The organism is Bacillus sp. BK450 (genome assembly GCF_004364885.1).
Taxonomy (GTDB): domain Bacteria; phylum Bacillota; class Bacilli; order Bacillales; family Bacillaceae; genus Bacillus; species Bacillus safensis.
Genome location: NZ_SOBQ01000009.1, coordinates 1 through 11,575, shown reverse-complemented (window position 1 = coordinate 11,575; position 11,575 = coordinate 1). Strand labels below are relative to the sequence as shown.

10 protein-coding genes and 1 other annotated feature are annotated in these 11,575 nt (G+C 41.9%); all 10 genes read right to left on the bottom strand.

Annotation, left to right across the window (positions count from 1 at the left end; all coding sequences use genetic code 11):
- Positions 1–11 precede the first annotated feature (11 nt).
- Positions 12–242, bottom strand: a binding site (T-box leader).
- The 10 genes from gltX to EV579_RS18335 all read right to left on the bottom strand — a co-directional run bounded on the left by gltX (position 242) and on the right by EV579_RS18335 (position 11,344).
- Positions 242–1,693 (bottom strand): glutamate--tRNA ligase, encoded by a 1,452-nt coding sequence (gltX, locus tag EV579_RS18380; RefSeq protein ID WP_133744999.1) that lies wholly within the window; start codon positions 1,691–1,693, stop codon positions 242–244. (Overlaps the previous feature by 1 nt.)
- A 94-nt stretch (positions 1,694–1,787) precedes the next feature.
- The gene (gene ispF / locus EV579_RS18375) at positions 1,788–2,264 is read right to left on the bottom strand and encodes a 2-C-methyl-D-erythritol 2,4-cyclodiphosphate synthase (RefSeq protein ID WP_003216928.1); all 477 of its coding nucleotides are present in this window, start codon (positions 2,262–2,264) and stop codon (positions 1,788–1,790) included.
- Between the two features lie 3 nt (positions 2,265–2,267).
- Positions 2,268–2,957, bottom strand: coding sequence for a 2-C-methyl-D-erythritol 4-phosphate cytidylyltransferase (gene ispD, locus EV579_RS18370; protein ID WP_024425583.1), 690 nt, complete (start codon positions 2,955–2,957; stop codon positions 2,268–2,270).
- Positions 2,958–2,970: 13 nt separating this feature from the next.
- Positions 2,971–4,071: a PIN/TRAM domain-containing protein gene (locus EV579_RS18365; protein WP_024425582.1), complete on the bottom strand. Its 1,101-nt coding sequence runs from the start codon at positions 4,069–4,071 to the stop codon at positions 2,971–2,973.
- 153 nt (positions 4,072–4,224) lie between these two features.
- Entirely contained in the window at positions 4,225–5,304 is a 1,080-nt protein-coding gene (gene disA / locus EV579_RS18360; RefSeq protein WP_024425581.1) for a DNA integrity scanning diadenylate cyclase DisA, read from the bottom strand.
- Positions 5,305–5,306: 2 nt separating this feature from the next.
- Complete coding sequence (gene radA / locus EV579_RS18355) at positions 5,307–6,686, bottom strand: DNA repair protein RadA (RefSeq protein ID WP_025092231.1); 1,380 nt, start codon at positions 6,684–6,686, stop codon at positions 5,307–5,309.
- Positions 6,687–6,779: 93 nt separating this feature from the next.
- Positions 6,780–9,215 (bottom strand): ATP-dependent protease ATP-binding subunit ClpC, encoded by a 2,436-nt coding sequence (gene clpC / locus EV579_RS18350; RefSeq protein ID WP_007496263.1) that lies wholly within the window; start codon positions 9,213–9,215, stop codon positions 6,780–6,782.
- The gene (mcsB, locus tag EV579_RS18345; RefSeq protein WP_073203486.1) at positions 9,212–10,303 is read right to left on the bottom strand and encodes a protein-arginine kinase McsB; all 1,092 of its coding nucleotides are present in this window, start codon (positions 10,301–10,303) and stop codon (positions 9,212–9,214) included. Before mcsB ends, clpC begins: the two co-directional genes overlap by 4 nt.
- Before the next feature lie 4 nt (positions 10,304–10,307).
- Positions 10,308–10,865, bottom strand: a complete 558-nt coding sequence (gene mcsA / locus EV579_RS18340) for a protein-arginine kinase activator protein McsA (protein WP_024425862.1) — start codon at positions 10,863–10,865, stop codon at positions 10,308–10,310.
- A 14-nt stretch (positions 10,866–10,879) separates the two neighbouring features.
- A complete protein-coding gene (locus EV579_RS18335) occupies positions 10,880–11,344 on the bottom strand; it encodes a CtsR family transcriptional regulator (RefSeq protein WP_003217184.1) in 465 nt (154 codons plus the stop codon).
- Between the last annotated feature and the right edge of the window lie 231 nt (positions 11,345–11,575).

Genomic DNA, 11,575 nt, shown 5'->3' with positions numbered 1-11,575 from the left:
CTCTGCCAAATGACAGAGACGTTTTGAAAACGCGGTTCCACTCTGTTTAGAAAGCTACTTATCTTTCAGCCTTCTCAACTTAATCCCATAACGGAGGGTACCGCCCTTGCATACTAACGTACGTGTTCCTCAAGGGTCTTGAGGGTGCATTTCCAATGTCTGTCCATAAGTCTCTTTCAGCCGGTGGAGACTCTTTCTGTGATGGACGAGTACATTGTACTTCTCCCTCGCAACGATTTCCTTATATTTGTTTAATGCGGTTTAATACCGTTTCTTTACCTAGTAATTCAATACTTTGCGGAAGTTCTGGGCCATGCGTTTGTCCTGTGACAGCCACACGAATCGGCATGAATAGTTTCTTGCCTTTATGCCCTGTTTCTTTTTGTACCGCTTTAATGGCAGCCTTGATTTCATCAGGTGTGAAAGACTCAAGCTGTTCAAGCTGACGTGCAAAGGATGCCATCACTTCTGGTACTTGCTCCTCTGCTAGAACTTCCTTTGCCTCTTGATTATACTCAATTTGCTCCTTAAAGAACAACTCTGTTAACTCAACAATTTCTGCTCCGTAGCTTAATTGTTCGTGATACAGAGAAATAAGCTTGCGTACCCACGTGTTTTCTTCTTCAGTCAGCTGCTCACTTACCTTGCCTGCTTTTTGAAGATGCGGAAGTGTTAGTGCCACTACCTGATCAAGATCAAGTGCTTTCACGTATTGGTTGTTCACCCATTTTAGTTTATGCATATCGAATAGAGCTGGTGACTTAGAAAGTCGGTTTACATCGAAAATGTCGATGAATTGCTCTTTTGTAAACAGTTCTTCTTCGCCTACTGGAGACCATCCAAGTAATGCAATGAAGTTAAACAGGGCTTCAGGTAAATAGCCTAAATTCTTATATTGCTCGATGAATTGAATAATTGATTCATCACGTTTACTTAATTTCTTGCGGTTCTCGTTCACAATCAACGTCATATGTCCGAATAGCGGAACATCCCAGCCAAATGCATGAAAAATCATGATTTGTTTAGGGGTATTTGAAATATGATCTTCTCCGCGAAGAACGTGAGTCATTTTCATCAAATGATCATCCACGGCTACGGCAAAGTTATAAGTTGGCGTGCCATCTTTTTTCACAATAACAAAGTCACCAATGCCGTCTGTTTCAAATGAAATTTCACCTTTGACCATGTCGTCAAATTTGATGATTTCTCCTTTTGGCACTCGGAAGCGGATGCTTGGCTCTCTTCCTTCAGCAATCAGTTTGTCCTCTTCTTCTTTTGATAAATGACTGCATTTACCAGAATATCGAGGCATTTCACTGCGGGCGATTTGTGCTTCACGCTCTGCCTCTAGCTCTTCAGCCGTACAATAGCACTTATACGCCAAGTCCTTCTCTAACAGTTCGTCATAATATTTTTTGTAAATATCATTACGCTCTGATTGTCTGTAAGGACCGTAACCGCCATCTTTATCAATGCTCTCATCCCAATCAATACCGAGCCATTGCAGGTGGCGAAGCTGGCTTTCCTCCCCGCCTTCTACATTACGCTTTTGGTCCGTATCCTCGATTCGAATAATAAATTTGCCGCCTTGGCTGCGTGCGAACAAATAGTTGAAAAGAGCCGTTCTAGCATTCCCAATATGTAAATGACCAGTTGGACTCGGTGCATAACGAACACGCACTTCATTTCCCATGAGTTTAACTTCCTTTCATCTGCATCATGTTGTCTGACACCAATTTTTTATAAACGTATTTTATCATCAAAACCTATTCTCATCAAAATGGATTTTACTTTTTCTGAAGAAGCACTGTTGCCTGAGAGGCAATTCCTTCTCCTCTTCCTGTAAATCCGAGTTTCTCTGTCGTTGTTGCTTTGACATTCACCTGTGTGACATCTGCCTCAAGCGCTTCTGCAATTTTCTCACACATCGGTTGTATGTAAGGTGCCATTTTTGGCTTTTGCGCCATGATGGTGCAGTCAATATTCACAAGAGTGTAGCCCTTTTCTTTCACAAGTGCCCACACATGCTGCAATAATTTAAAAGAATCTGCATCCTTAAACTCAGGATCTGTGTCTGGGAAATGTCTGCCGATATCTCCTTCAGCAATCGCACCCAGGCATGCATCTGCCACTGTGTGAAGCAGTACGTCAGCATCTGAATGCCCTAGCAGTCCCTTTTCATAAGGGATGGTGACCCCGCCGATAATTAGAGGTCTTCCCTCTGTTAATTGATGTACATCAAAACCTTGTCCTATTCTCAACATGATCTAGTACCCTCTTTCCGCATCCATAATTGCCTTGGCAACCAATAAATCATCCGGTGTTGTCAGCTTAATATTGGTATAGTCTCCTTGGACAATATACACATTCTCACCTTGTAATTGTTCAACAAGACTGGCGTCGTCTGTTCCAAGGAAGCCTGTCCGCTCCGCATATTCATGCGCCTCTTTTAAAATAGAATGACGAAAAGCTTGTGGGGTCTGGACTGCCCACAAGCTCTGACGTTCAATGGTTTGTTCCACTTTGCCTTCTTGAACGCGTTTGATTGTGTCTTTCACTGGTACCGCTACAACTGCGGAGCCTTTTTCAATCGCCGCTTTAACGAGCAAGTCAATCTGTGTATGCTTAATAAAAGGCCTTGCCCCATCATGAACAAGCACGATGTCCGCATCTTTCACAGCCTTTAATCCTTCGTATACACTTTGCTGACGTTCTTCACCGCCAGTGACAAGTGAAACAGGCGTTTGAAAAGCGTGTACCTTGAGTAGCCTTTCAAAGTCTTGACGCTCCTCTTCATTGATCGCTAGGATCATTCGTTTGCATTGCGCATGAGCGTCAAACACCTTTAGTGTATGAATGATGACCGGCATTCTTTTCAGCTCAATAAAAAGCTTATTGCGGCCGGCCTTCATTCGTTTCCCCTGCCCCGCAGCCGGAATAACTACTTCATAATACATGTTCGTTCTCCCTTTAGAGCGCCTTCTCCAGAAGTTTTGGCTTCGCAAAAATCATTCTTCCAGCAGCAGTCTGCAGCACACTTGTGACGAGCACGTCAATGTCTTTTCCAATGTAATTGCGTCCTTCCTCGACCACAATCATCGTCCCGTCATCTAAGTAAGCAACACCTTGGTTATGCTCTTTCCCATCTTTGATGACCTGTACCTTCATTTCTTCCCCAGGCAGTACAACCGGCTTAACGGCATTGGCTAGATCATTGATGTTTAACACTGCTACTTTTTGAAGTTCGCATACTTTATTTAAATTAAAATCATTGGTCACAACTACACCTGAAGTTAATTTCGCCAGCTTCACAAGCTTGCTATCAACCTCTTGAATGTCTTCGAAGTCACCTTCGTAAATTTCAACTTTGATATCCAATTCTTTTTGAATACGATTTAAAATATCAAGACCTCTTCGGCCTCTATTTCTCTTTAATACATCTGAAGAGTCTGCAATATGCTGTAATTCCTCGAGTACAAATTGAGGAATGACCATGACACCTTCTAAGAATCCAGTTTGGCAAATATCTGCGATTCTTCCATCAATGATAACACTTGTGTCTAAAATTTTCAGCTTTTTATCTTCTATTTCAGGTTCATCATCAGCTGCTCCTTTTTTCTTTGTGACCTTTGCAGATCGGGAGAACAGCCCTATCATTTCATCCTTCTTCTTAAAGCCTACCTGAAACCCAAGGTATCCTAAAAAGAAAGCCAGGAAAATCGGAATAATGGTACCAAAAATATGATATGGGATATTGTTTAGCGGGATCACGTTTACAATAAGATATGCTAGAATAAGTCCAAATACTAATCCGAAACTTCCAGATATAAGATCAGGAAGAGGCGCCTTCAATAGAGAATCCTCGATCCATTTCACCCAATTTACCACATAACCTGTGCACCATTTACCAATGATGAAGAACACAACGGCTCCTATTAGTGCTGAAGAGTAAGCATTTGTTATGAAAGGTATGTCCTTTACATTTAAAAGCAGAAATAACTCTGGAATGATAAAAATCCCCACAACTGCACCCAAAATGATAAAAAACGCCTGAACGATTCTTTTTAACATACCTTCACCTCCTTTATTTTTCATCTGTCAATCCACCTTCATCTGACATTGATATATGTTTAAGTTTCCTATCATGAACAACAGAAAACAAAACCATCATTAATATACCCATATTCATCCATTTTTAACCGTAGTAGAGGAAAATTTCTCTTCTTAAAGCTGACGGTCGATATAATGTTTTTCTTGTAACCTTTTTAATCCTTTTTTTATCTTTTTCGCTCTTACTTCTCCAATTCCTTCTACTTCATCCAATTCTTGTACATCTGCTTCCATAATTCGATCTAGCACACCAAATGCTTCAACCACATTTTCGACGATTGGCATTGGCAGTCTAGGGATTTTATGGAGCAATCTGTATCCTCTTGTGTACACATATTCGTCAATATTTGTAGAAGCGGGATATCCAAGTAACTTGTACAGAATGGAATCATCTAACAGCTCAAAGCTCGACATATCTTGAAGTTGTTTAAGCAGCACATACGGATCTTTGATCTTTTCTTTCACGTAATCTTTAATAAATAAAGCCGCTTCCTGCTCCATATCTGTAATCAATTCATTGACCTGCAGACGGATCAAGTGTCCCTCTGTTCCAAGCTCTTTGATATACATATTGATCTCATTTTTGATTCTGAGTACCATTTCGTAGCGGTGCAGCACGGATAATACATCCCCAAAGGTCACAAGTTCTTCGAATTCTAGGGCGCTTAATGCAGAAATGGCGTGATCTAAAATCGTTTTATATTTCTCAAGTGTTTGAATGGCTTGATTAGCCTTTGTTAAAATAAAGCCAATATCTTTCAGCGTATAACGACGATTCCCTTGGTATAAGGTAATGACGTTCCTCCGTTCAGAAATAGCAATGATTAAGCAGCCTGTCTGCTTTGCTACACGTTCAGCCGTCCGGTGCCTCATGCCAGTTTCCGATGAATGGATGGTTGCATCTGGCATCAGCTGTGTATTCGCATACAAGATTTTTTGACCAGAATCGCTAAGAATAATGGCCCCATCCATCTTCGCCAATTCATATAAATGTGCTGGGGAGAAGGCTGAATTAATGTGAAATCCTCCATCTACTACACTCTTTACTTTGTCATTATAACCAACAACAATGAGCCCGCCAGTATTGGCTCTCAGGACGTTTTCAATTCCTGCCCGCAGAGGTGTTCCTGGTGCCACAAACTGTACAATATCTAAGAGATCGAGTTCTCTCGCTCCTTTTTTCTCTTTTTCCATTTCTATGATCCCCCTAGTGAAATTCGAAGTGCCTCCGCTACATTTTCTACACCAACTAACTCAATCCCTCTCGGCTTTTTCCATCCGTCTATATTCGCCTGAGGAATAAACATTCGCTTAAATCCTAGTTTTGCAGCTTCCTGCACTCGCTGTTCAATTCTTGATACTCTTCTGACTTCTCCCGTCAGACCGACCTCTCCTATAAAGCAATCCGCTTGATGCGGCGCTGCATCTTTAAAGCTTGATGCAATACTGACGGCAATAGCTAAGTCAATCGCCGGTTCGTCAAGCTTCACACCGCCTGCGACCTTTAAATAGGCATCTTGGTTTTGCAGCAGCAGCCCCACGCGTTTTTCTAAAACTGCCATGAGCAGCGATACTCGATTATGATCAAGGCCAGTGGCCATTCTTCGCGGATTCCCAAAGCTTGTCGGGGAAATTAACGCCTGTATCTCGACAAGTACGGGTCTTGTTCCTTCCATTGAGGCAACAACACACGAACCAGATACACCTGCCGACCGCTCTTCTAAAAAGATTTCTGATGGGTTTAATACTTCCGTGAGCCCTTCTTCTCTCATTTCAAAAATTCCCAATTCATTCGTTGAACCAAATCGGTTTTTGACCGCCCGTAAAATACGAAACGTATGATGACGCTCGCCTTCAAAATAAAGAACTGTGTCCACCATATGCTCTAAAAGGCGTGGACCTGCGATCGAGCCTTCTTTGGTCACGTGACCAACGATAAAAATAGGAATACCATTTGTTTTGGCAATCTTCATCAGCTGCGCTGTACATTCTCTAACTTGAGATACAGAGCCGGGAGCTGACGTGATATCGCTTTGGTAAACGGTTTGAATCGAATCCACCACAACAAAAGCAGGTTTCATCTCCTGTATAGCAGACGTTATATACTCCATATCGGTTTCAGCCAAAACATGTAAAGAGGCGCTTTCAATGCCAAGGCGGTCCGCTCTTAGCTTCGTTTGTTTAATGGACTCCTCACCAGATATGTATAACACATTCTGATTTTTGTCTGAGAGCTGTGCTGATACTTGTAATAACAATGTGGACTTCCCAATCCCAGGATCTCCGCCGATGAGAACAAGAGAACCTTTGACAATTCCACTTCCTAATACTCGGTTAAATTCTTCTAAATTTGTTTTAATTCGGGGTTCTTCGGATGTTTCAATTGCAGATATAGGTGAAGGTTTTTGAATGGTTTGAACAGAATGATTAAAAGCACTTCGACGGTTTGCCGGCTCTTTGCGAACGACCTCTTCTGTCATACTGTTCCACGTGCCGCAGCCTGGACATTTCCCCATCCATTTGGCTGACTCATAACCGCACGATTGGCATATAAATTTTGATTTTGTCTTAGCCATAGATTGAAGAATACAACTCCTTATACTGGTCAGAAAATAAGTAAAGGGAGGCATACACCTTACTGGTATGCCTCACACTTTTTTCTTACTATATTAGTTCGTAGCAGCCGTCGCTTTTACGACAATTTCTCCATCTTCCACATCTAATACGATATGTTGACCTTTTTCAATATTCCCCTTCAGAAGCTCCTCAGAAAGTCGATCTTCTACATGCTTTTGAATCGCTCTTCTTAACGGACGCGCACCGTACTCAAGATCTACTCCTTCGTCGGCAATTTTCGCTTTTGCTGCTTCCGTCAATTCAATTGATAGGTCTTGTTCTTTTAATCGTTTTGTCAATTGATCAGACATGAGAGACACGATCTCTTTGAGATGTTTCTTCTCAAGCGAGTGGAAGACAATGATTTCATCAATACGGTTGATAAACTCAGGTCTAAACGCACGTTTCAACTCGCCCATCACTTTGCCTTTCATATCCTTGTAATTTTGACTTTCATCCTGCACGTTAAAGCCAACATATTTATTGCGCTTCAGCTCACTAGCTCCAACGTTTGATGTCATGATCAAAATCGTATTTCTAAAGTCAACGGTACGCCCTTTAGAATCAGTCAGACGACCATCTTCTAACACTTGTAGTAAGATATTAAATACATCTGGATGAGCCTTTTCAATCTCGTCTAAAAGAACGACAGAATAAGGTTTTCTTCTCACTTTTTCAGTCAGCTGTCCACCTTCATCATAGCCCACATAGCCTGGAGGTGACCCAACAAGTCTGGATGTAGAGTGTTTCTCCATGTATTCAGACATATCAATACGGATCATTGCTTCTTCATCACCGAAAATAGACTCAGCGAGTGCTCTTGCAAGCTCTGTTTTACCAACCCCTGTTGGACCCAAGAAGATAAAGGAGCCGATTGGACGCTTCGGATCTTTCAGGCCAGCACGCGCACGTCTCACCGCTTTGGCTACAGCGACAACCGCTTCATCCTGTCCAATCACGCGAGAGTGGAGCAATTGTTCCATGTTCAGAAGCTTATCTGTCTCCGTTTGAGCAATTTTCGAAACAGGCACTCCCGTCCAGCTGGAAACAACCATTGCGATATCATCTACAGATACCTCTGAATTCTCTTGTCCCTGCTTTTCTTTCCATGATTTCTTTGTCACTTCTACTTTTTCACGCAAACGCTGTTCTGTATCGCGAAGAGAAGCTGCTTTTTCAAATTCTTGACTTTGAACTGCCGCATCCTTTTCCTTGCGTACTTCATCCAACTTTTGCTCTAATTCTTTTAGATTAGGCGGTGTTGTGAACGAACGTAAACGGACTTTCGAACCTGCCTCATCAATTAAATCAATCGCCTTATCTGGAAGGAATCGGTCAGAAATATAACGGTCAGACAGCTTCACCGCCGCCTCAATCGCTTCATCTGTAATAGACACACGGTGATGTGCTTCATACCGGTCTCTAAGCCCTCTTAAGATTTGAATACTTTCATCAACAGACGGCTGATCTACTTGAATTGGCTGGAAACGTCGTTCAAGCGCAGCGTCCTTTTCAATGTATTTACGGTACTCATCTAACGTTGTTGCCCCAATACATTGAAGCTCACCACGTGCTAAGGATGGCTTCAAGATATTAGACGCATCAATCGCGCCCTCTGCTCCACCAGCACCAATGAGTGTATGAAGCTCGTCGATAAAGAGAATGATATTTCCTGCCTGACGAATTTCATCCATCACTTTTTTCAAACGATCCTCGAATTCACCACGATATTTCGTCCCAGCTACAACAGTTCCCATATCCAGTGTCATCACTCGTTTATCGCGCAGGATTTCAGGCACTTCGTTATGAATAATTTGCTGTGCAAGACCTTCTGCGATGGCTGTTTTACCAACACCAGGCTCACCAATCAGCACAGGGTTATTTTTTGTTCTTCTACTTAGAACCTCAATGACACGTTGGATTTCTTTGCTTCGGCCAATGACAGGGTCCAAGCTGTCCTCTTTTGCAATAGCTGTCAAATCTCTTGCCAAGCTATCTAGTGTTGGTGTATTGGCATTGCTATTAGAGCCTGCCGCAGATGCACCTGTTTCATTGCTTCCAAGCAGCTGCAGGACTTGCTGACGTGCTTTATTTAAGCTCACTCCAAGGTTATTTAATACACGGGCAGCGACACCCTCTCCCTCACGAATAAGACCTAATAGAATATGTTCTGTCCCTACATAGGAATGACCTAGCTTTCTTGCTTCATCCATTGAAAGCTCAGTGACCTTCTTCGCTCTAGGCGTATAATGAGGAATAGCTTGAGACACCTCTTGCCCTCTTCCAATCAAGCTTTCGACTTCTTTTTGGATTTTATCTGAAACAAGGCCCAGTGCTTCTAACGCTTTGGCAGCGATGCCCTCACCTTCACGTACAAGGCCAAGTAAAATGTGCTCAGTACCTATGTTTTTATGGCCTAGGCGAATGGCTTCTTCTTGTGCAAGTGCTAATACCTTTTGAGCTCTTTCAGTAAATCTTCCAAACATCATATCGTTTCATCCTCCTGTCCATTCCTATGCATTTCTAAGCGCAGCCTTTCTCTAATAATCGCTGCTCGTTTTATATCTCGTTCATTTGGCTTCAATGCTCCTCCTGAATATTGTTGAAGGAAGCCAGGCTGAGTCAAAATCATGAGTTCATTCAGTATATTACTTGAAAGCCCCTTAATGATACCTAAATCAATTCCAAGCCGCACATCTGACAAACACTTTGCTGTTTCCTTTGATTCAATCATACGACAATTGGCCAAAATCCCTAAGGAACGGTACACTCTGTCCTCAAGTTCAATTTTAGATGTTTGATATAAAGCTTTTCGTGCAGATCGCTCTTGTTCAATGAGCTGAGCGGTCACACTATTCAAGTCATCTACAATGTCCTCTTCTGATTGACCAAGTGTCATTTGGTTTGATATTTGAAAGATGTTTCCTATTGCTTCGCTGCCCTCACCATAAATTCCTCTGACCACAAGACCTAATTGATTAATGGCCGGAATAATCCGATTCATTTGTCTTGTGAGCGCTAATGCTGGTAAATGCATCATGACCGAAGCCCTAATACCTGTACCTACATTGGTCGGACAGCTTGTTAAGTATCCTCGCTTTTCAGAAAACGCATAATCCACTTGCTCTTCAATCCAGTCATCTACCTGATTAGCCGCTTTTAGTGCATTGGCTAGCTGAAAACCTGGGAATAAGCATTGGATTCGAATATGGTCTTCTTCATTCAGCATCACACTGATTTCTTCATTTTCAGAAAGCAAACAGCCGCCAAATCTTGATTCAGCTAAATTGGGGCTAATCAAATGCTTTTCAACAAGTACCCTCTTTGCTAAAGGCTGCGTTTCATTCATTCGAATCAGAACAAAGTTTCCAATGTCCTTCACTTCCTGACTAGCAAACTTTTGCTCGAATTGCTGGAGAACAGCTTCAGCTTCAGCTTGAGAAAACTGAGTTGGGAAACGAACATGCTCTAGATTGCGAGCTAGCCGGATGCGACTGCTTAGAACAATGTCACTTTCTGGTCCTTTTTGTTTCATCCACTGACTTAGAGCGTCTTGAATAAAATGCTGGAGCGACATGTCGTTAATCTCCCTCCCTCTGCTGAGATTGCTCATGCTCTAATGCACGAATTTGATCTCGAACTTCCGCTGCCTTTTCGAACTCTTCCTGTTCAATCAGCTGCTTCAGCTCTTGCTGCATTAACTCAAGTTTCCGGCGAACATGCAGGCTGCCGGCAATTCGTTTTGGGACTTTCCCATTATGGACTGTATTTCCACTATGGACTTTCCGTAAAACAGGGTTCAGATACTGATCAAATGTACGATAGCATTCTGCACAGCCAAATCGGCCTGTTTTTCTGAACTGCTGAAAGGTTAAGCCACACTTAGGACATTGATCCACTTCTTTCGCTTCTTGAAAAATAGACGAGCCCTTGTTAGCACTTGTGGTGAAGCTAGGATCAATATTCAATAAGCCTGATAATAAGTTGTGAATCGAGAAACCTTGGTTTCCACTCATAGCATATGAATCACTGTTTTCTTTTGCACATTGTTCACATATGTGCATTTCTTGTTTTTCTCCATTTATAACTTTCGTAAAGTGAAAAGTGGCTGGTCTCTCATTACATTCTTGACAAATCAATCTTTTCACCCGCTTTACTTTAATTTCAAAGCATTTAACATCGCTTTCATCATCCGAGCACGCAGTTCATCACGTTCAGGTAAATCAATATGCAATACAGAACGGTCCATGACACTAATCATCATCTTAGCTTCTCTTTCAGATAAAATGTTATTTTCAACAAGACGCATGATGATATGATCAGATGCAGCCTGTGATAAACGATGATATATTTGGGAAATAATGTTGTTCAATAAGTCGACTTCATCATTCATTTTGACTTTAATGATGCGGATATAGCCACCGCCGCCACGCTTACTTTCAACGATATAGCCTCTCTCGCTCGTAAAGCGTGTATTGATAACATAGTTAATTTGTGAAGGTACGCATTGAAATTTATCTGCAATTTCATTGCGCTTAATTTCTAATATTTCTCGACCGTTCTGATCCAAGACTTCCTTCAAATACTGCTCGATGATATCAGAAATATTTTGTGCCACTCCGCCTCCTCCTCCATTGACTTTGACTATATTTGACTTTAATCTTACTATAAATTTTTTCGATCGATTTTTCAAGATAATCGCTCAACTAACAATATTATTTCCACATTTATATGGTATCAAACCTCTCAAAAACACAAAAAAGACCAGTTCCGACTGGAACTGATCTTTATAGAAGCTTGGCGGCGTCCTACTCTCACAGGGGGAAACCCCCAACTACCATCGGCGCTG

What these genes read in the sequence shown, in the direction of transcription:
- ispD (WP_024425583.1), bottom strand. Translation starts at nt 2,957, where the DNA reads ATGTATTATGAAGTAGTTATTCCGGCTGCGGGGCAGGGGAAACGAATG.
- disA (WP_024425581.1), bottom strand. Translation starts at nt 5,304, where the DNA reads ATGGAAAAAGAGAAAAAAGGAGCGAGAGAACTCGATCTCTTAGATATT.
- radA (WP_025092231.1), bottom strand. Translation starts at nt 6,686, where the DNA reads ATGGCTAAGACAAAATCAAAATTTATATGCCAATCGTGCGGTTATGAG.
- EV579_RS18365 (WP_024425582.1), bottom strand. Translation starts at nt 4,071, where the DNA reads ATGTTAAAAAGAATCGTTCAGGCGTTTTTTATCATTTTGGGTGCAGTT.
- clpC (WP_007496263.1), bottom strand. Translation starts at nt 9,215, where the DNA reads ATGATGTTTGGAAGATTTACTGAAAGAGCTCAAAAGGTATTAGCACTT.
- mcsB (WP_073203486.1), bottom strand. Translation starts at nt 10,303, where the DNA reads ATGTCGCTCCAGCATTTTATTCAAGACGCTCTAAGTCAGTGGATGAAA.
- gltX (WP_133744999.1), bottom strand. Translation starts at nt 1,693, where the DNA reads ATGGGAAATGAAGTGCGTGTTCGTTATGCACCGAGTCCAACTGGTCAT.
- ispF (WP_003216928.1), bottom strand. Translation starts at nt 2,264, where the DNA reads ATGTTGAGAATAGGACAAGGTTTTGATGTACATCAATTAACAGAGGGA.